Source organism: Amycolatopsis nalaikhensis, from assembly GCF_030264295.1.
In the GTDB taxonomy this organism is placed as follows: domain Bacteria; phylum Actinomycetota; class Actinomycetes; order Mycobacteriales; family Pseudonocardiaceae; genus Amycolatopsis; species Amycolatopsis nalaikhensis.
The window spans coordinates 10281936-10300963 of the sequence record NZ_CP127173.1; the positions used below are offsets into that span (position 1 = coordinate 10281936).

At 71.8% G+C, this 19028-nt stretch carries 15 protein-coding genes; 9 read left to right on the plus strand and 6 right to left on the minus strand.

Features of this window, described 5'->3' with window-relative positions:
- Positions 1-56 precede the first annotated feature (56 nt).
- Together QP939_RS49900 and QP939_RS49905 are read left to right on the plus strand one after the other, a co-directional pair.
- Positions 57-890, plus strand: coding sequence for an alpha/beta fold hydrolase (locus QP939_RS49900; RefSeq protein ID WP_285453990.1), 834 nt, complete (start codon positions 57-59; stop codon positions 888-890).
- A gap of 14 nt (positions 891-904) precedes the next feature.
- Positions 905-1402 carry a nitroreductase family deazaflavin-dependent oxidoreductase gene (locus QP939_RS49905; protein WP_285453991.1) on the plus strand — a complete coding sequence of 166 codons (498 nt, stop codon included), beginning with the start codon at positions 905-907 and terminating at the stop codon, positions 1400-1402.
- Here QP939_RS49905 and QP939_RS49910 read toward each other — a convergent pair.
- Positions 1386-2771 (minus strand): WS/DGAT/MGAT family O-acyltransferase, encoded by a 1386-nt coding sequence (locus QP939_RS49910; protein ID WP_285453992.1) that lies wholly within the window; start codon positions 2769-2771, stop codon positions 1386-1388. The genes QP939_RS49905 and QP939_RS49910 overlap by 17 nt on opposite strands.
- Before the next feature lie 64 nt (positions 2772-2835).
- On the opposite strand from QP939_RS49910, the gene QP939_RS49915 reads away from it, so the two are divergent.
- A complete protein-coding gene (locus tag QP939_RS49915) occupies positions 2836-4080 on the plus strand; it encodes an alpha/beta hydrolase (RefSeq protein WP_285453993.1) in 1245 nt (414 codons plus the stop codon).
- 151 nt (positions 4081-4231) lie between these two features.
- Here QP939_RS49915 and QP939_RS49920 read toward each other — a convergent pair whose 3' ends face one another.
- The 3 genes from QP939_RS49920 to QP939_RS49930 all read right to left on the minus strand — a co-directional run bounded on the left by QP939_RS49920 (position 4232) and on the right by QP939_RS49930 (position 10626).
- Positions 4232-5392, minus strand: a complete 1161-nt coding sequence (locus QP939_RS49920) for an SWIM zinc finger family protein (protein WP_285453994.1) — start codon at positions 5390-5392, stop codon at positions 4232-4234.
- Positions 5392-8487 (minus strand): DEAD/DEAH box helicase, encoded by a 3096-nt coding sequence (locus QP939_RS49925; RefSeq protein WP_285453995.1) that lies wholly within the window; start codon positions 8485-8487, stop codon positions 5392-5394. Before QP939_RS49925 ends, QP939_RS49920 begins: the two co-directional genes overlap by 1 nt.
- An 84-nt stretch (positions 8488-8571) precedes the next feature.
- Positions 8572-10626, minus strand: coding sequence for an acyl-CoA dehydrogenase family protein (locus QP939_RS49930; protein ID WP_285453996.1), 2055 nt, complete (start codon positions 10624-10626; stop codon positions 8572-8574).
- Positions 10627-10766: 140 nt separating this feature from the next.
- On the opposite strand from QP939_RS49930, the gene kstR reads away from it, so the two are divergent.
- A complete protein-coding gene (kstR, locus tag QP939_RS49935) occupies positions 10767-11405 on the plus strand; it encodes a cholesterol catabolism transcriptional regulator KstR (RefSeq protein WP_285453997.1) in 639 nt (212 codons plus the stop codon).
- Between the two features lie 214 nt (positions 11406-11619).
- Complete coding sequence (locus QP939_RS49940) at positions 11620-12510, plus strand: transposase family protein (protein ID WP_285448834.1); 891 nt, start codon at positions 11620-11622, stop codon at positions 12508-12510.
- Positions 12511-12584: 74 nt separating this feature from the next.
- Here QP939_RS49940 and QP939_RS49945 read toward each other — a convergent pair whose 3' ends face one another.
- Positions 12585-13415, minus strand: a complete 831-nt coding sequence (locus QP939_RS49945; RefSeq protein WP_285453998.1) for an LLM class F420-dependent oxidoreductase — start codon at positions 13413-13415, stop codon at positions 12585-12587.
- Between the two features lie 78 nt (positions 13416-13493).
- Between QP939_RS49945 and QP939_RS49950 the strand changes: the two genes are divergently transcribed.
- Complete coding sequence (locus tag QP939_RS49950) at positions 13494-14189, plus strand: class I SAM-dependent methyltransferase (protein WP_285453999.1); 696 nt, start codon at positions 13494-13496, stop codon at positions 14187-14189.
- 59 nt (positions 14190-14248) lie between these two features.
- Here QP939_RS49950 and icmF read toward each other — a convergent pair whose 3' ends face one another.
- Positions 14249-17482: a fused isobutyryl-CoA mutase/GTPase IcmF gene (icmF, locus tag QP939_RS49955; protein ID WP_285454000.1), complete on the minus strand. Its 3234-nt coding sequence runs from the start codon at positions 17480-17482 to the stop codon at positions 14249-14251.
- A gap of 136 nt (positions 17483-17618) precedes the next feature.
- Between icmF and QP939_RS49960 the strand changes: the two genes are divergently transcribed.
- The 3 genes from QP939_RS49960 to QP939_RS49970 are packed head-to-tail and all read left to right on the plus strand — an operon-like array spanning position 17619 to position 19016.
- A complete protein-coding gene (locus QP939_RS49960; RefSeq protein ID WP_285454001.1) occupies positions 17619-17945 on the plus strand; it encodes an ArsR/SmtB family transcription factor in 327 nt (108 codons plus the stop codon).
- Positions 17938-18378, plus strand: a complete 441-nt coding sequence (locus tag QP939_RS49965; RefSeq protein ID WP_285454002.1) for an SRPBCC family protein — start codon at positions 17938-17940, stop codon at positions 18376-18378. Before QP939_RS49960 ends, QP939_RS49965 begins: the two co-directional genes overlap by 8 nt.
- Complete coding sequence (locus QP939_RS49970) at positions 18375-19016, plus strand: DUF899 domain-containing protein (RefSeq protein WP_285454003.1); 642 nt, start codon at positions 18375-18377, stop codon at positions 19014-19016. Before QP939_RS49965 ends, QP939_RS49970 begins: the two co-directional genes overlap by 4 nt.
- Positions 19017-19028 lie beyond the last annotated feature (12 nt).

Consider the following 19028-nt stretch of genomic DNA (forward strand, 5'->3'; position numbering starts at 1 on the left):
ATGTTCTAGTCTTAGCCGTAAAGCGCCTGGACGGCAACCCCCGGAGGAGGAGCGGCATGACGGCGACCCGGCGGCTGGTCACCGTGCCCCCGACCGCCGCCGTGCCCGACCCGGTCCCCCTCGAGCTGCCCGGTCGCGGGCGGACGGTGGTCACCGACGTCGGCCCGCGGGACGCGCCCGCGCTCGTGCTGCTGCACTCGGTGGCCTGCACGGGCCTGCTGACCTGGTACCCGGCGCTCGACCGGCTGGCGCGCGACCACCGCGTCGTCGTGTTCGACCAGCGGTGGCACGGACAGGGCATCCGCTCGCCCGAGTTCCGCCTGGCCGACTGCGCCGCCGACGTCACCGCGGTCGCCGACGCGCTCGGCCTCGAGGAGTTCGCGCTCGCCGGCTACTCGATGGGCGGGATGGTCGCCCAGCTCGTCGCCCACGCCGAACCAGAACGTGTTACCGGCCTGGTGCTGTGCTCGACGGCGAGCAATTTCCGCCGCGGGCTGCGCCAGCGCGTCGCGCTCGACGTGTTCGGCCGGACCCTGCGGCAGCTGCGTGAGCACGTGAAGGCGCCGGTCGTGCCCGCCGCCCCGCTCCGGCGCGTCGAGGACTACCGGTGGGGGCTGCGGGAGTTCCGTTCGACGACGCCGTGGGAGATCGCGGTGGCCGTCGACGAGATCGGCCGGTTCGACTCGACGCCCTGGCTGCACACGCTGCGGCTGCCCACCGCCGTCGTCGTGACGGCGCGGGACCGGTTCATCGCGCCGGACCACCAGCGGTCGCTGGCGCGGCGGATCCCGGGCGCGGCGACCTACGAAGTCCCGGCCGGGCACGCGGCCTGCGTGCTCGCCGCCGACCGCTGGGTGCCCGCGCTGCTCACCGCCGTCCACTCCGTCTGAGGAAGGAACCCCCGATGGGACGCTTCAGCCTGCCGGAGCAGAAGCCCGACGGCCTCGACTCACCCGTCACGGCTCTCGCCATGAAGTTCATGGCGAGAGCGCAGGTGAAGGTCTTCCGGCTGACCGGCGGCCGCGTCGGCGCGAAGTGGCGGGTCGGCGCCGGGTTCCGGAAGCCGGTGCCGACGCTGCTGCTGGAGCACCGCGGGCGCAAGTCGGGGCGGCTGTTCACGACGCCGTTGCTGTACCTGCGGTCCGGCGACGACCTCGTCATCGTCGGCTCCCAGGGCGGGCTGCCGCACCACCCCCAGTGGTACTTCAACCTGCTGGCCCACCCGGATACCCGCGTCCATCTCAAAGGCCGTCGCGACGTCCCGGTCACCGCGCGCGTCGCCGGTCCGGACGAGCGCGCCGAACTCTGGCCGCGGCTGGTCGAGCTGTACGCGGACTTCGCGAAGTACCAGGCGTGGACCGACCGGGAGATCCCGGTCGTCGTGCTCAGCCCGCGGCCTTGAGCAGCTGCGCGAGCGCCTCCGGGAGCGCGTCGGCCAGCGGCCACAGGTCCTTGACCAGCTCGCGGGCGCCGAGCAGGCCGACGTGCACCTTGCCCGCGTTGGACAGCACGGTGACGTTCAGCCCGGCGCCGTGGAAGACCGGGCCGAGCGGGTAGAGGCCGGTGATCCGCGCGCCGAGCAGGTACAGCGGCATCGGCGGGCCGGGCACGTTCGACACGACCAGGTTGTGCACCACCGGGTGCTTCTCGGCCAGCCGCAGCGCCGAGTACGCGCGCACGGCGAGGCCGAACATCGTCGCGGCGGAGAACTGCGCCCAGTCCTGCAGCATGTCGGCGTCGATGTCGTAGTGGTGGTCCTTGGACAGCCGGTTCGCCTCGGCGAGGAAGAAGACGCGCGCGGCCGGGTCGGCCAGGTGCGTCGGCAGGGACGCGAAGAACGCCGAGACCTTGTTGCTGCCGTGCTCGCGTTCGGTCCGGTCGTGCACCGAGACGGGCACGGTCGCCACCAGGGGGTCGTCCGGCAGCTCGCCGCGGGCTTCGAGGAAATCGCGCAGGGCACCGGCGACGAGGGCGAGCACGACGTCGTTGACCGTCACCCCGAAGGCGTTCTTGACCTCCTTGATCTCGTCGAGGTCGAGCTGGGCGAAGGCGACGCTGCGGTGGCCGGTGATCGTGCCGTTCAACGAAGTGCGAGGGGCAGTGAACGGGATCGGCATCCCCTTGCCCCGCAAGGCTTTCCCCAGCCACCGCGGCACCAGCTCCAGCAGGTCGGGCAGCAGCCGGACGACTTCCGCGGGCCGTTTCGCGAAGTTCTCCACCCCGGAGCGCAGCAGGTCCACCGGCGACGGCACGGCGGGGTTGCGAGGCTGCTCGATCACCGGCGGCGGCGCGTCGGGCTCCAGGCCGGCGAGGTAGGTGATCAGGCTGGCGCCGCTCACGCCGTCGACGCTCGCGTGGTGCATCTTCAGCAGCACGGCGATCTGGCCGTCGGCGAGGCCCTCGATGACGTAGAGCTGCCACAGCGGGCGCGCGCGGTCGAGCTGCTGGCCGGCGATGTGCGCGCACAGCTCGGCCAGCTCGGCGCGGTCGCCGGGGGCGGGCACGCCGATGCGGTGCACGTGGTGGTCGAGGTCGAACTCCTCGTCCTCGACCCACACCGGGTGGCCGAGGTTCCAGAGTGGATTGTGCAGTTTGCGGCGGAATGCCGGGATCAGCCGGACGCGTTCGTCGAGCTTTTCCTTGAGTTTCGCGAAGGTGTAGCCGCCGGGGACGGTCGAGCCGTCGAGGGTGAGCAGGCCGCAGACGTGCAGGACCTGGGCCGACGTCTCCAGGTAGAGGAAGCTCGCGTCCAGGCCGCTCAGTCTCTGCATGGCGCCAGGGTAAGCCACTTCCGGTGAGCGGCGCGTCACCCTACTCGCCGGTATCATCGCGGTGGTGCAGCCGAACTTCCTGATCCGCCGCGCGGTCCAGCTCGGCCTGACGGCCAACGCGCTCCGCCCCCTGCGGGCCCGGTCGACGACGATCCCGGTGTTCTTCGCTGGGTGGCTGACCGGCGAGCTCGCGCCTCAGTTCCTGGCCCTGACCGCGGCGGACACCCTGGTCCACGTGGCCCGCCACGGCGTCCGCGACCGGTCGACGAAGGCGGGGCTGGCGATGGCCGCGGCGTCGGCGGCCGGGCTCGGCGCGCTGATCCGCACCGGCCACGGCGCCCGCGACGAGATCGAGAAGGCGCTGACGTCGGCGTTGGGCGAGGACTACGCGGACGAGCTGGGCCGGTCGGACTTGGGGCTGCCGTGGGGTGAGCTGGCGCTGCCGTTCCGGATGGGCGCCCCGGACGTCCGGGTCGATCGCGACATCGCGTACGCGCCGGGCGGCAAGCGGTTCCTCCTCGACGTGTACCGCCCGTCGACGCCGGTCTCGGGAGCGCCGGTGCTGCTGCAGGTCCACGGCGGCGCGTGGGTGATCGGCAACAAGGAGGAGCAGGGCAGGCCGTTGATGCGCTACCTGGCCCGCCGGGGCTGGGTGTGCGTCGCGATCAACTACCCGCTGTCCCCGGCCCACCGCTGGCCGGCGCACATCGTGGCGGCGAAGCAGGCGCTGGCGTGGATCCGGTCGTCGATTTCCGCTTACGGGGGTGACCCGGATTTCGTGGCGGTGACGGGCGGCTCGGCGGGCGGCCACTTGTCAGCGCTCCTGGCGTTGTCCCAGAACGACCCGGCGTTGCAACCGTCGTTCGAGGACGTGGACACGAGCGTCCAGGCGTGCGTGCCGCACTACGGGGTATACGACTTCGCGGCGACGTCGGGGTCTCGCGCCAGTAAGTACCGGTTGGAGAGCTTGATCGCGCGGCGGGTGTTCGCTCCGGACCGTGATCCGGTGAACCATCTGGATGACTACATCGCGGCTTCGCCGTTGGACCGGATCACCTCGGAGGCTCCGCCGTTTTTCGTGATCCACGGGCGGGATGACTCGTTGGTGCCGGTTCGGGAGGCGCGTGAGTTCGTGCGTCGGCTGCGGGAGAAGTCTCACGAGCCGGTGGCGTATGCCGAGCTGGCGGGGGCTCAGCACGCGTTCGATGTGTTCACGTCGGTGCGTTCGGCGCATGTCGTGCGCGGGGTGGCTCGGTTCCTCGACCACACGTACCTGCGGTGGAAGGCGGAGAACCGCCAGTCGGGCTGATGCGCCCCAAGGCGGCCTTGGGTGCGTTGAATAGGCACTGCGGCGCGAAGCGCCTCCGTTGAGGGTGGCGGCGGGGGCATGGGTGGCGCACCGAAGGCGGCCTTGGGTGCGTCACACGCACCGAAGGCCACATTGGGGCGCTGGCCGCCGGTCAGTAGGCCAGGTCGACCGGGCTTGCCGAGGGTGGGCCGTCCAGGCGCCACTCCGTGCCGGACCGGATGAAGCGGTACCAACGCGCGTCACGGCCGTAGCGCAGCTGCAACTCCCCTTGCGTGAGGCGGTTTCGCCACACTCGCGGCCGTCCCGGGAGGCCTGCCTCGGCCAGGATCGCCTCGGCCTCCGCCAGCGGGCCCGGCCCCGGCTGCCAGCTCTCCCGCAACGCGGCCAAGCCGCCGCGACCGGCTTCGCGCCAGGCCTCGGCCCAGCGGGTCAGATCACGGGGTGACAGTCCGGCGGCCGCGGCCAGGGTGGTGATCTCCGCGGACGTGCGCCCGGCCGCGCGGCGGGCCAGGTCCTCCTCGAACGTCAGCTCCGCCGCCGTCACGCCGCCGACCAGCAGGTCGCGGGCCAGCGATGCCGCGTCCGCGGCCAACCCCGACAGCGCCGCGGCCGTCCAGCCCGTGCCCGGCGGCGGGTCCAGGTCCAGCACCGCCGGAGGCCCCGGGATCCGCGGCGGAGGCGGCAGGGGCGGGATCGCGCCCGGCCGCCGCGCGTAGGCAGCCTTCGGCGACAGGCCTTCGTCGGACCGCTTCGGGAGCTTCGGCCGCTCGCCGCGCGTCGGCGTGCGGCGGGCGCGGAGCTCGGCCAGGACGTCCGCGCGGGGGCGGCCGCGCAGCAGGAACAGCGTGAACGGGTCGCGGTCGACCTCGTCGGCGACCAGGTAGTACACCGCGGCGACGTGCTTGCACGGGTTCGCCGAGTCCGGGCACGAGCACCTCGGCCGCAGGTCGCCCGGGCCCGGCAGCAGGTCCGCGCCCGCCTCGCGCGCCTGCTCGGCGAGCGCGGCCGGCAGCTCGCCGTCGAGGAGGGCCGCCACGTGGCCCAGCTGCGTGCCGACGACGCCCAGCAGGGTGTCCCACTCGCCGTCGGTGAAGGTGCGCATCGTGATGGTCACCTTGTACGGCGTCGGACGGCTGCCGCGCACCCGCGCCGTCATCTCCCCGGCGCCGAAGTGCAGCTCGCTGACCGTGCCCTTGCGCGCGTACGTCCGCCCGCGCGGCAGCCGGTTCGGGTCGAGCTTCGCGCGCTGCTCCAGCGCGTCGACCCAGGCGCGGCCCCACCACGTCGTGCCGAAGTTCCGCCTCGGTGGCATCACCCGCTCCCGAGCCGGACCAGGTCGGCGAGCTCGTCGTCGGACAGCTCGGTGATCCAGTCCTCCCCCGCGCCGACGATCGACTCGGCGAGCCCGCGCTTCTTTTCCAGCACCTGCGCGATCCGCTCTTCCAGGGTGCCTTCGGCGATGAGCCGGTGCACCTGGACGGGCCGGTCCTGCCCGATCCGGTACGCGCGGTCGGTGGCCTGGTCCTCGACGGCCGGGTTCCACCAGCGGTCGTAGTGGATGACGTGGGTGGCGCGGGTCAGGTTGAGCCCGACGCCACCGGCCTTCAGCGACAGCAGGAACACGGGGATCTCCCCGGCCTGGAACCGGTCGACCATGTCCTGCCGTTTCGACGGCGAGCTGTCGCCCGAGAGCAGTTCGGTCGGCAGGCCGCGCTCGGTGAGACGTCGTTCGAGCAGGCGGCAGAGCTGGACGTACTGGCTGAAGACGAGCACGCTCTCGCCCTCGTCGAGGATGACGTCCAGGAGTTCTTCGAAGGCCGCGAGCTTGCCGGACCGGCCGGTGAGCGCGCCGTGCGGTTCCTTGAGGAACTGCGCCGGGTGGTTGCAGATCTGCTTGAGCTCGGTGAGCAGCTGCAGCACCTGCCCGCGTCGCTTGATGCCCTGCGTTTCGCGGATTTCGGCGAGGTTTTCCCGCACGACGGCTTCGTAGAGGGTGGTCTGCTCGGCGGTGAGCGGGACGAACCGGTCGGTCTCGGTCTTGCGCGGCAGCTCGGGGGCGATGTCGGGATCGCTCTTGCGGCGCCGCAGCAGGAACGGCCGGACGGTGGCGGCGAGCCGTTCGGTGACGGCCTTGTCCCGGTCGCGTTCGATCGGCCGCGCCACGGTGCGGCGGAAGCGGTCGAGCGGGCCGAGCAGGCCGGGGGTCGTCCAGTCCACAATGGACCACAGCTCGGTGAGCCGGTTTTCGACGGGCGTGCCGGTGAGGGCCACCTTCGCCTGGGCGGGGATTTTGCGGAGTTCCTTGGCGGTGGCGGAGAGGGGATTCTTGACGTGCTGCGCCTCGTCCGCGGCGACCAGGCCCCAGTCCACTTCGGACAGGGTCTCGCGATCGCGGCGGAGGACGCCGTAGGTGGCGAGGACGACCTCGTCGGGGGCGAGGTCGTCGAGGTGGCGGCCGCCGCCGTGGAACCGGCGGACGGGGATGTGCGGGGCGAAGCGGGCGAACTCGCGCTCCCAGTTGCCGAGGAGGGACGTGGGGCAGAGGACCAGGGTAGGGCCGCCGGTGGTCGGTGGGACGGCGGCGGGCGCGGCCTCGGCGCCGGGCGCGGGTGCGACGCCGCCCACCGCGGGACCGGTGGCGCCGGGCAAGGGCTCGCCGGTCGATGCGGCGAGTTGCGGCTCGACACCAGCAGCCGCGGGCTCGGCGCCGCTCACGGCACGATCGGCGGCGGGCGGGCCCTCGGCGCCAGGCCAGGGCTCGCCGGTCGATGCGGCGAACCGCGGCTCGACAGCAGCGGCCGCAGACTCGGCGCGGGTCGCTGCGGCGGGCAGGCCCTCGCCTCCGGTCCGCGGCGCGCTGAGGCGCGAGAACTCCGCGCCGCCAGGCAGGCCCGCGCCACCCGTCGGCTCGCCGACACCACGCCGCGCCAGTTCGCGTCGGTGCAGGTGGAGCGCGATCAGCTGGATCGTCTTGCCCAGCCCCATGTCATCGGCCAGGCACGCGCCCAGCCCCAGCCCCGTCATCGTCGCCAGCCACGCCAACCCCGCCTGCTGGTACGGCCGCAACGTCGCCCGCAACCCCGGCGGTGGCCCGACCTCGGCCCCCTCCCGGTCGCGGAGGCGGGACACCAGCCCGCCCAGCACCGGCGGGGCCGCGAACTCGACCCGCTCGCCGTCCAGCTCCAGCTCGCCCGTCAGCGCCGCCGCCAGTGCCTCGCCCGCCTCGAGCTTGCGCGTCCGGCCGCGGACCCTCGCCAGCAGCTGCGGATCCACCCGCACCCACTGCCCGCGCAACCGCACCAACGGCCGCTTCGCTTCGGCCAGGGCCGCTACCTCCGCCTCCGTCAGCTGCTCGCCGCCCAGGCTGAGCTGCCAGCGGAACTCCAGCAGGCTCCGCAACGCGAACTCCGGTCCCGTCACGCTCGCCGGGGCCTGGGTCGCGCTCGCCTTCGCCTTCACCTCGCCCGCGAACAACCCCTTCGACCACAGCACCTCGATGCCCGCGCCGCCCAGCTCGCGGGCTCCGTCGGTGAGCAGGTCGACGACCTCGTCGTCCGACAGCGCCAGTGACGCCGGTGCCGGCTCGGCCAGCACCCGGCCCAACGGCGCCCACGCCCGCGCCCCGCGGCGCAGGCCCAGCAGCAGCTGCGTCTCCACCTGGTCGCCGAGGCGGCTCAGCACCGCGTCCGGTGCGTCCCACAGCGTCGCCGCCTCCACCACCAGGCTCGGCTCCGCGATGCTGCGCACCGCCAGGACCCCGGTGAACGTGTCGTCCCCCTCGACCCGCAGCAGCACCTGCACGCCACGGGGTTCGCGGGCCTCCAGCTCGGCCAGCCAGGCCGCGGCGTCCGGGCCGAGCAACGCCGGTTCGCGCGCCGCGAACGCCGGGTCGCCGACGCCGACCGGGGCCGCCGGGCTGCGGGCCAGCAAATCCGCCGTCGCGTCCCACAACGCGCGCACCAGGGAGTCAGGTGAGTGCAGGCGGATGCGTTTCAGCCCCGTCAACGGCAGCGCGTACGCCTCCGGTGGCAACGCGCCGGCCAGTCCCCGCAGCAGCTCCTCGTCGGCGGAGTCCAGCGGGCCGATCCGCCAGGCCGCCGCGCCGGCCGGGGAGACCGCCGGCCGCAGCCGGCCGCGCGCGACGAGGTTCACCCCCGCGTTGATCGCCGCCGACCACGCCGCGACGGCCGGGCTCGCCTCCTCCCCCACCGCCAGCAGCCGCGGGAGGGCCCGCTCCAGCGGGACGAGCTCCGCGTCGACCTTCGTGCGCGCGAACTTCGCGCCCCGGGGCAGCGCGAGCTCGATCGTGGTCCCGCCCGCCACGTCTTCGCCCCACAACGCCAGCACGCCCTCCCGCGGGGGATCCGCGGGAAGGTAGGTGGCCTGGGTGCCTGCGCTGAACTCCACGCCCGCAACGCTAGAACACGACCCCGACAGTTTTGCCCTCGGCGGCGCGAACGGTCCTTTCGCGCCGTTTCACGACGCAACTCGTCAGCCGCGGGGCAAGCCCAGCAACCGCTCCGCCGTCAGGGACCGCAGCACCTGCGTCGTGCCGCCCGCGATCGACAGGCAGCGGGTCAGCAGGAACTCGTGCTGCGCCGGGCCGCCAGCGAGCAGCGCCCCGCTTCCCGCCAGCTCCAGCGCGAACTCCGCGACGTCCTGGCGGTGCTGCACGCCCAAGAGCTTCCGCACGCTCGACTCCGCGCCCGGGTCCTGCCCGCCGAGGCGCTTCAGCGCCGCCCGCAGGTCGAGCACGGAACCCGCCACGCCCCACGCCACGAGCGCACCGAGCCGGTCCAGGGCGACGTCGTCGAGCGCCGAGGCGTCCACTGTGGACACCAGCGACTGGACGCTCTCCCCCACCGCGGACCCGCCGCCGATCGCGACGCGCTCGTTGGCCAGCGTCGTGCGCGCCAGCCGCCAGCCGCCGCCCGGCGTCCCGACGACGTCGGCGTCCGGCACGAACACGTCGTCGAGGAACACCTCGTTGAACACCGCTTCGCCGGTGATCTCGCGCAACGGCCGCGTCGTGATGCCCTCGGCGCGCATGTCGACCAGGAAGTACGTGATGCCCTTGTGCTTGGGCACGTCCGGGTCGGTGCGGGCGAGGCAGATCCCCCAGTCGGCTTCGCGGGCGAGCGACGTCCACACCTTCTGCCCGGTCAGCCGCCAGCCGCCGTCGACGCGGCGGGCGGCCGTCCGCAGCGCGGCCAGGTCGGACCCCGCGCCGGGCTCGCTGAACAGCTGGCACCAGGTGATCTCCCCGCGCAGGGTGGGCCGGGCGAACCGGGCGCGCTGCTCGTCGCTGCCGTGCTCGAGGATCGTCGGGACCGCCCACGCGCCGATCACCAGGTCGGGACGGCGGACCCCGGCCGCGGCGAGCGCGGCGTCGATCCGCAGCTGCCCGGCGGCGTCGGCGCCCCGGCCGTAGGGCGCGGGCCAGTGTGGTGTCAGCAGGCCCGCGTCCGCCAGGGCGACGCGCTGTTCGTCGAGAGGCAGTGCCGCGATCTTCGCCACCTCATCACGCAAGGCGGCGTCGTCGCCGACGTCGACGCTCAACGTGCGCTCCGTTCCCGCCAGCGCGAGCGAAGCCGCCTCACGCCGCCACGTCCCGCCGAGCCACTGCCGCAGCGCCACGGCACGCCGCAGGTAGAGGTGCGCGTCGTGCTCCCAGGTGAACCCGATCCCGCCGAGGACCTGGACGCAGTCCTTCGCGTTGGCGACCGCCGCGTCGAGCGCGACGACGGCCGCGCTGGCCACCGACAGCGGGTGCTGCCCGGACGCCGCGTCCCAGGCCAGCGCTTCGGCCGCTTCGGCGCGGCACAGCATCTCGGCGCACAGGTGCTTGACGGCTTGGAACGCACCGATCGGCTGCCCGAACTGCTCGCGGACCTTGGCGTACTCGACGGCGATCGTCAGGCACCGCCGCGCCACGCCCGCCGCCTCCGCCGCGGCCAGGGTCGCCGCCAGTGGCGACACCGGGGGCAGCGTGAGGACGTCGGCGCGGACGCCGGAGAACCGGATGCGGGCCAGCGGGCGCGAGAAGTCGAACGCTTCCAGGGGCTCGACCGTGACGCCCGGCGTGCCCGGCGCGAGCAGGACGTGCCCGCCCTCGACCGGCACGAGCAGCCAGGTCCCGGTGTCGGCGCCGGGGACCGGCCCGGTGACGCCGTCGTCGAGGGACGGCGCGTCGAGCAGGACCGCGACGGTGGCTTCTCCTTCGGCGAGCGCCGCGAGCAGCTCCTTCACCTGGGGGATTTCCGCGAGCAGCAGCCCGGCGAGCGCGGTGCCGAGCACCGGTCCGGGAACGAGTTCTTCCGCCGCCGCGGCGAGTCCGGCGGCGAGGTCGGCGACGGTTCCGTCGGCGCCTCCGGCCACGGCTGGCAGGGCGACGCCGAAAAGGCCCAGCTCGGCGAAGCCCGCCGGAATCCCCGCTCCGGGGCCGGTTTCCGCCGCGCGCACCGCCTCTCGCGGGTGGTGCGCGGCGGACCAGGCGTGGATCGCCTCGGCCAGCGCGGCCTGTTCCTCGGTGAGCGCGACCGGCATGGGCCCTCCTCGCGGTAGGTGACGCTACTCGCGAGTGTAGAACGTGTTACAGTTTTTCGGCCAGTGGGTCGGTGGTTGAACGTTTCGCCAGGACAGGTACTCTACGTCGAGAACTGGAACAAGTTCCGAAGGACGGGGGAATGCCGATGCCCGGCAAGGCCAAAGCGCCGGCGAAGGCACGCGGTAACGGCCTGAGCGCGATCGGCGCCGACGAGCTCGGCTCGGCCGCCCAGCGCGACCGGCGCCGCCGGATCATCGACGCGACCCTCGCGCTGGCTTCGAAGGGCGGCTACGACGCCGTCCAGATGCGGGCCGTCGCCGAGAAGGCCGACGTCGCACTCGGCACGCTCTACCGGTACTTCCCGTCGAAGATCCACCTGCTCGTGTCCGGGCTGGCGCGCGAGTTCGAGCGGGCGCAGGAGAAGCTCGAACGCCAGGCCATCCCCGGCGAGACGCCCGCCGAGCGGCTGATGTTCGTCCTCGGCCGCAACACCCGGCTGATGCAGCGCGACCCGCACCTGACCGAGGCGATGGTGCGGGCGTTCATGTTCGCCGACACCTCCGCGGCCGCCGAGGTCGAGCAGGTCGGGCGCCTGATGGAGGACATGTTCGCCCAGGCGATGGGCATCACCGAGCCGACCGAGGCCGACCGCGACATCTTCCACGTCGTCGCGGACGTCTGGATGGCCAACCTGGTGGCGTGGGTGACCCGCCGCGCCTCGGCCGCCGACGTCGCCAACCGCCTGGAACTCTCCGTTCACCTGCTCCTGGACAAGTGACAAGCGCCCCAAGGCGGCCTTGGGTGCGTCTCACGCACCGAAGGCCGCCTTGGGTGCGTCTCACGCACCGAAGGCCACATTGGGGTTGTTTCATCCTGGTTGTGGCTGGTCGGGGCGCTGGGTGGTGGGTGGTTGTCTGTGGTGGCAAGGGAGTGGGGTCGGGACCCGGCGTGGCGGCCCTGGAGACGGGTGAAGCCCTCGGCAAGATCGAGATGTGAGTCAACAACCCGCCGAGGGCTTCGAGCCCATTTCCTACCAGGTTGTCCTTCCGCTCTCGCAGTCGACCCTGCAGATGCTGGCCGGGCTGATCCGCACCCATCGGCGTCGGCTGCGTTCGCGCTGGCGCAAAGCCGGTCCCGCCGACCAGGCACTCGTGGTGCTCGCCGTGCTGCGTGACGACCAGCGCTTGGCTCACCTCGGCGGCGGTATGGGCGTATCGGCGTCCACGGTGCGGCGATGGGTGCTGGAAGCGATCACCCTGCTCGCCGCCCGCGCCACCCGCCTGAACCGGGTCTTGCGTCGCCAGGCCGCCCGGGGTGCGGAGGTGGTGCTGGTGGACGGCACCCTGATCCGGACCCGCCGCCGCACCGGAAAAGCGAACCGGGCCAACTACAACGGCAAACACAAACACCACGGGCTGGTCGTGCTCGCCTTGACCGACGAAAACGGCCGGTTGCTGTGGGTGTCGGCGGCGTTGCCGGGCAAGACCGCCGACATCACCGCCGCTCGCCGGTTACGGATCCGGGAACGCCTGCACACCTATGGCTTGTCCCCGGCCGGGGACAAGGGCTTCCACGGCTGGCACAAAGACGTCCGCGACAGCTCAGCCTGCGACACCTGCGGCGGAGCATGTGAACACGTCGTGCTCACTCCCTACAAGGCCGAGACCCGGCGGCCGTTGAGCAAGGCCCAGAAGCAGGCGAACGCCGTGTTCGCGGCGATGCGGTGCGCGGTGGAGGGCGGCTTCGCCGCCCTCAAGGCCTGGCGGATCCTGGGCAAGCTCCGCCTCGACACCCGCCACGCCACCACATTGCTGCGGGCTCTGCTCGTGCTGACCCAGCACGAGCAGAGCATCCGCGACGCCGCCCGGCCAGACCCGGCCTGAGCATTACCACACACCACCAACCCGACCTGACCAGCACAAACCACGATGAAACAACCCCATTGGGGCGCTTGGGGTCAGCGGTGCGCGGCGGCCAGCTCAGCCAGGTCGTCGAGCGCCTTGAGCGTCTCCGCTTCCGGCAGCGTGTCCAGCAGGAACGTGTACCGCTCGACGCCCGCCTCGCGGAATCCGTCGATCACCTTCGGCCGCGTGTCGCCGCCGAAGACCGCGAATTCCACGTCTTCCCGCCCCTGGTCGGCCAGCCAGCGGCGAACGCGTTGCGCCTCCTCGTAACGCGTGAAGCCGCGTAGCAGCCAGCCGTCGCCGTAGCGGGCGAGCCGGTTCAACGCGGCTTCGCTCTCGCCGCCGATGTAGATCGGCGGATGCGGCTTGTGCACCGGCTTGGGCCAGGCGAAGATCGGGTCGAAGTCGACGTGCTTGCCGTGGAACTCGGCCTCGTCCTTCGTCCAGATCTCCTTGAGCGCGGCCAGCTGCTCGTCGATCAGCGCGCCGCGGGTCTTCGGGTCGGTGCCGTGGTTGCGCATCTCCTCGCGGTTCCAGCCGACGCCGACGCCGAACTGCATCCGGCCGTCGGAGATCAGGTCCAGCGACGCGACCTCCTTGGCCGTGTGGATCAGGTCGCGCTGGGGCAGCAACGCGATCCCGGTGCCGAGAAGCAGCTCCGACGTCGCCACGGCCGCGGCGCTGAGCGCCACGAACGGGTCGAGCGTGCGGTAGTACACGCGCGGCAGGTCGCCGCCGCCCGGGTACGGGCTCTCGCGGCTCACCGGGATGTGCGAATGCTCGGCCAGCCACAGCGAATCGAAGCCGCGCTCTTCCAGCGCGGCGCCCAGCACGTCCGGCCGGATGCCTTCGTCGGTCACGAACGTCGAGATCCCGAATTTCATGCCTCCACCACTACCACCGGGTTGACAGGGGGTGCACGATGGAAGCATCTCATCATCCGTTGAATAAGGGGGTCAGTGATGGACGTCCAGGACGTGGACTTCGAAGAGCTGTACCAGGGCGCGACGCCGATGGGCCGCAAGATGCCGTGGGACCTCGGCGCCCCGCAGCCGTCGGTCGTCGCGCTCGCCGACGCCGGCGAGTTCACCGGTGACGTGCTCGACATCGGTTGCGGTCTCGGCGACAACTCCGCGTTCCTCGCCTCGCGCGGCCTGCACGTGACGGGCTTGGACGGCGCGCCGTCGGCGATCGAGCAGGCCCGTGCGCGAGCCGCGGAAAAGGGGCTGGACATCGAGTTCGCCGTCGCGGACGCGACGAAGCTCGAGGGCTACGAAGGCCGGTTCGACACGGTGCTCGACAGCGCGCTCTACCACTGCCTGGACGAGGAGCAGCGGCGCCAGTACGTCGCGGCGCTGACCCGGGCGACGCGGCCGGGCGCGACGCTGCACCTGTTCGCCTTCTCCCCCGAGGTGCCGGACGCCTTCCCGGCGCCGTACCTGATCAGCGAGGCCAACCTGCGCGAGACGGTCGGGAAGGACTGGGCGATCGAGACGCTCGAACCCACGCTCTACACGACGTCGATGACGCCGGAGGAGCTGCGGCAGAGCGTCCGGGCGATCCTGGACCAGGACCCGGCCCAGATGGGCCGGCTGGACACGGACGAGGACGGGCGGGTCCTGGTCCCGGTCTGGCGGCTGAAGGCCACCCGCCGCTGACCCCGTCGTGAGTGTTTAGGGCGGTTAGAACCGCCCTAAACACTCACGACCGCGGGGAGTCAGACGTTGCGGCGGTACTGGCCGCCGACCTCGAAGAACGCCTCCGTGATCTGGCCCAGCGAGCACACCCGGGCGGCGTCCATCAGCACCCCGAACAGGTTGCCGCCGCGGGTGGCCGCTTCGCGCAGCGTCTTCAGCGCCTGCTGGGCCTCCTCGTGGTGGCGGTGCTGGAAGTCCGCCAGCCGGTCCAGCTGGGACTGCTTCTCGGCCTCTGTCGCCCGCGCCAGCTCGACCTCGACGTCGTCCTCGCCCTCGCGCGGGTTGCGGAACGTGTTGACGCCGATGATCGGCAGCGAGCCGTCGTGCTTCTTGCGCTCGTACAGGATGGACTCGTCCTGGATCTTGCCGCGCTGGTAGCCCGTCTCCATCGCGCCGAGCACGCCGCCGCGCTCGGAAATCCGGTCGAACTCGGCCAGCACGGCCTCCTCGACCAGGTCGGTCAGCTCGTCGATGACGAACGAGCCCTGCAGCGGGTTCTCGTTCTTCGACAGGCCCCACTCCTTGTTGATGATCATCTGGATGGCCATCGCGCGGCGCACCGACGACTCCGACGGCGTCGTGATCGCCTCGTCGAACGCGTTGGTGTGCAAGGAGTTCGCGTTGTCGTAGAGCGCGCACAGCGCCTGCAGCGTCGTGCGGATGTCGTTGAAGCTCATCTCCTGCGCGTGCAGCGACCGCCCGGACGTCTGCACGTGGTACTTGAGCTTCTGCGACCGCTCGTTCGCGCCGTAGCGCTCGCGCATCGCCACGGCCCAGATCCGCCGCGCCACCCGGCCGAGCACCGAGTACTCCGCGTCCATGCCGTTGGAGAAGAAGAACGACAGGTTCGGCGCGAAGTCGTCGATGTCCATGCCGCGCGCCAGGTACGACTCGACGTAGGTGAAGCCGTTGGACAGCGTGAACGCCAGCTGCGAGATCGGGTTCGCCCCGGCCTCGGCGATGTGGTAGCCCGAGATCGACACCGAGTAGAAGTTCCGGACGCCGTGCTCGATGAACCACTCCTGGATGTCGGCCATCATCCGGAGGCTGAACTCGGTGGAGAAGATGCAGGTGTTCTGGCCCTGGTCCTCCTTGAGGATGTCGGCCTGCACCGTGCCGCGCACGTTCTTCAGCACCGTTTCGCGGATCTCGGCGGCCTCGGCCTCCGACGGCTCCCGGCCGTGCTCGGCCCGGAACGCGTCGACCTTCTGGTCGATCGCGGTGTTGAGGAAGAACGCCAGGATCGTCGGCGCGGGGCCGTTGATCGTCATCGACACCGACGTGTTCGGCGCGGTCAGGTCGAAGCCGTCGTAGAGGACCTTCATGTCGTCGAGCGTCGCGATGGACACGCCCGACGTGCCGACCTTGCCGTAGATGTCCGGGCGCGTGTCGGGGTCGTGGCCGTACAGCGTGACCGAGTCGAACGCGGTCGAGAGCCGCTTCGCCTCCGAGTCGGCCGACAGCAGCTTGAACCGGCGGTTGGTGCGGAACGGGTCGCCCTCGCCCGCGAACATCCGCGCCGGGTCCTCCCCCTCGCGCTTGAACGGGAAAACCCCGGCCGTGTACGGGAAGTAGCCCGGCAGGTTTTCGCGGCGCAGGAACGAAAGCAGCTCACCGGACTCGGCGTAGCGCGGCAGGGCGACGCGCGGGATCCGGTTGCCGGACAGCGTGTCGCGCCACAGCTGCGTGCGCAGCTCCTTGTCGCGGATCTTGACGACCAGCTCGTCCTGCCGGTACTCCTCCGCCAGCGCCTGGAACCGCTCGAGGAGTTTTGTCGACTCGCCGTCCACATCGGACTCGGCCGCGGCGAGCAGGCCGTCCAGCGCGTCGGTCGAGGCGTCCACCTTGGACAGTTCTTCGCGGGCGAGCGCCAGTGCGTCGCGCTTGCGGACCGCGGCGACCTGCTGTTCGGTCTTCGCGTGGTAGCCGCGCACCGTCTCCGAAATCTCGGCCAGGTAGCGGGCCCGGTTGCCCGGGATGATCGTCGACGCGTCGGTCGAGACCTTGCCCTCGACCTTCGGCAGCGTTCCCGCGGACACGCCGAGGCCCCGCTCGGCCAGCATGCCGCGCAGGTGCTGGTACAGCGCGGTGACGCCGTCGTCGTTGAACTTCGCCGCGCTCGTGCCGTACACCGGCATGTCTTCGGGCGCCGACGAGAAGGCCTCGCGGTTGCGCACCAGCTGGCGCGCGACGTCGCGGCGGGCGTCCTCGGCGCCGCGGCGCTCGAACTTGTTGATCGCGACGACGTCGGCGAAGTCGAGCATGTCGATCTTCTCCAGCTGCGACGCGGCGCCGAACTCCGGCGTCATCACGTACAGCGACTCGTCCACGAAGTCGACGATCCCGGCGTCGCCCTGGCCGATGCCCGGCGTCTCGACGATCACCAGGTCGAACCCGGCGGCCTTGCACGCCAGGATGGACTCGCTGAGCCCGGACGGGATCTCGCCGGACGTCGTCCGGGTGGCCAGCGAGCGGAAGTAGACGGGCGAGCCGTCGAGGCAGTTCATCCGGATGCGGTCGCCGAGCAGCGCACCGCCGCCCTTGCGCCGCGACGGGTCGACGGCGAGCACCGCGATCCGCAGCTTGTCCTCCTGGTCGAGGCGGAAGCGGCGGATCAGCTCGTCGGTGAGCGACGACTTGCCCGAACCGCCGGTGCCGGTGATGCCGAGCACGGGGACCTCGCGCTTGCCCGCGGCCTCGGTGATACCGCTCAGCAGGTCGCCGGAGAGCCGCTCGGCCTGCAGCTGGGTGATGACCCGCGAGAGCGCGGCGACGTCGCCGGAGAGCACCTTGTCCAGCGCCGGGCCCTCGGCCGCGAGGTCGACGTCGCAGGCCTTGATCATGAAGTTGATCATGCCCGGCAGGCCCATCTCGTACCCGTCCTCGGGCGAGAAGATGCGGGCGACGCCGCGCGAGTGCAGCAGCTCGATCTCCTCGCGCACGATCACCCCGCCCCCGCCGCCGAAGACCTTGATGTGGCCGGCGCCGCGCTCGCGCAGCAGCTCGACCAGGTAGGAGAAGTACTCGACGTGCCCGCCTTGGTAAGCAGAGATGGCGACACCCTGGACGTCCTCGGCGATGGCCGCGGTGGCCACCTCGTCGACGGACCGGTTGTGGCCGAGGTGGACGACCTCGGCGCCCTGGGACTGCAGGATCCGCCGCATGATGTTGATCGACGCGTCGTGGCCGTCGAAGAGGCTCGACGCGGTGACGAACCGGACGGGGTGCACGGGGCGGTACAGCTCGCTGCTCATCCCTCCAAAATACTTTGGCTTCCTACTATTGGAAACCCGAGGACTCGTGATGCGGATCTCAGGCCATCCGGGAGAACTTGACAGACCCCTGTTCGGCGCTATGTTTAACGAGTTCGTTAATTAACAGGTTGGTGAAATGACTGACACGTTGAGCCGCACGTTCGCCGCCCTCGCCGACCCGACCCGGCGGGCCATCCTCGCCCGGCTGTCGGCGGGCGAAGCGACGGTCGACGAGCTCGCCGAACCGCTGCCGATGAGCCTGCCCGCGGTGTCGCGGCACCTGAAGGTGCTCGAACAGGCCGGGCTGATCACCCGCGGCCGCACCCGCCAGTGGCGGCCCTGCCGCCTGGAAGCGAAGCCCCTCGAAGACGTCGCCGACTGGGTCGCGGCCTACCGGCGCTTCTGGGACGACGGCTTCGACCGCCTCGAGGAGCACCTGAGGAAGCTGACCGGCGATGCCTGAGCTGACCATCACCCGGCTGTTCGACGCGCCGCGCGAGCTCGTCTACGCCGCCTGGACCGACCCCGACCAGCTGGCGTGCTGGCTCGGCCCGCGCGGGTTCACCGGGTCCGCGGTGACCGTCGACGCCCGGCCCGGCGGTCTCTGGCGGGCGTGCATCACCTCGCCCGACGGCGAAGAGCACTGGATGCGCGGCGTCTACCGCGAGCTCGACCCGCCCTCGCGGATCGTCTTCGGCTTCGTCTGGGAGACCGAAGGCGACCTGCGGGCGGAGACGCTCGTGAGCATCGGCTTCGCCGACGTCGGCGGCAAGACCGAGATGACGTTCACCCAGCGCGGGTTCCCCACCACCGAGGACCGCGACGGCCACCACACCGGCTGGACCGAGTGCTTCGCGCGCCTGGCCGGGCACCTCCACGGAAAGGAACCGCGATGACCCTGCCCCGGATCGTGTCCCCGGAAGAATGGCGAGCCGAGCGCGACGCGCTGCTCGTCAAGGAGAAGGCGCACATGAAGGCCGGTGACCACCTCGCCGCCGAGCGACGGCGGCTGCCGATGGTCCGCTTCGGCGAGTACACGTTCGAGAGCCCGGACGGGCCGGTCTCGCTGGTGGACCTGTTCGACGGCCGCCGCCAGCTGATCGTCTACCACTTCATGCTGCACCCGGGCGACGACGCCGGCTGCCCCGGCTGCTCGCTCGTCGTCGACAACCTCCCGCACCTGGCGCACCTGCACGCCCGCGACGTCACGCTCAAGGTCGTCGCGCCCGCGACGCCGCCCGAGATCGAGCGGTACCGGAAGCGCATGGGGTGGGACGTCCCGTGGGTGTCCGCGCACGGCACCACCTTCCCCGACGACTGCGGCGTCGGCAGGGGCTTCGGGGTGAGTGTGTTCCTGCGCGACGGCGACGCCGTCTACCGCACCTACTTCACCTCCGGCCGCGGCGGCGAGATGTTCCTCGCCTCGCACCGCTACCTCGACGTCACGCCGCTGGGCCGCCAGGAGGCGTGGGAGGAGGAGAGCCGCGGCGACGACGCGCCCAGCTCCTGGTGGCGCCGCCACGACGAATACTGAAGAATTTCCGCC

Excerpts from the sequence above, each read along its gene's own strand:
- QP939_RS49900 (WP_285453990.1), top strand. The coding sequence starts at position 57 with ATGACGGCGACCCGGCGGCTGGTCACCGTGCCCCCGACCGCCGCCGTG.
- QP939_RS49905 (WP_285453991.1), top strand. The coding sequence starts at position 905 with ATGGGACGCTTCAGCCTGCCGGAGCAGAAGCCCGACGGCCTCGACTCA.
- QP939_RS49910 (WP_285453992.1), bottom strand. The coding sequence starts at position 2,771 with ATGCAGAGACTGAGCGGCCTGGACGCGAGCTTCCTCTACCTGGAGACG.
- QP939_RS49920 (WP_285453994.1), bottom strand. The coding sequence starts at position 5,392 with ATGCCACCGAGGCGGAACTTCGGCACGACGTGGTGGGGCCGCGCCTGG.
- QP939_RS49930 (WP_285453996.1), bottom strand. The coding sequence starts at position 10,626 with ATGCCGGTCGCGCTCACCGAGGAACAGGCCGCGCTGGCCGAGGCGATC.
- kstR (WP_285453997.1), top strand. The coding sequence starts at position 10,767 with ATGCCGATGCCCGGCAAGGCCAAAGCGCCGGCGAAGGCACGCGGTAAC.
- QP939_RS49945 (WP_285453998.1), bottom strand. The coding sequence starts at position 13,415 with ATGAAATTCGGGATCTCGACGTTCGTGACCGACGAAGGCATCCGGCCG.
- QP939_RS49950 (WP_285453999.1), top strand. The coding sequence starts at position 13,494 with ATGGACGTCCAGGACGTGGACTTCGAAGAGCTGTACCAGGGCGCGACG.
- icmF (WP_285454000.1), bottom strand. The coding sequence starts at position 17,482 with ATGAGCAGCGAGCTGTACCGCCCCGTGCACCCCGTCCGGTTCGTCACC.
- QP939_RS49960 (WP_285454001.1), top strand. The coding sequence starts at position 17,619 with ATGACTGACACGTTGAGCCGCACGTTCGCCGCCCTCGCCGACCCGACC.
- QP939_RS49965 (WP_285454002.1), top strand. The coding sequence starts at position 17,938 with ATGCCTGAGCTGACCATCACCCGGCTGTTCGACGCGCCGCGCGAGCTC.
- QP939_RS49970 (WP_285454003.1), top strand. The coding sequence starts at position 18,375 with ATGACCCTGCCCCGGATCGTGTCCCCGGAAGAATGGCGAGCCGAGCGC.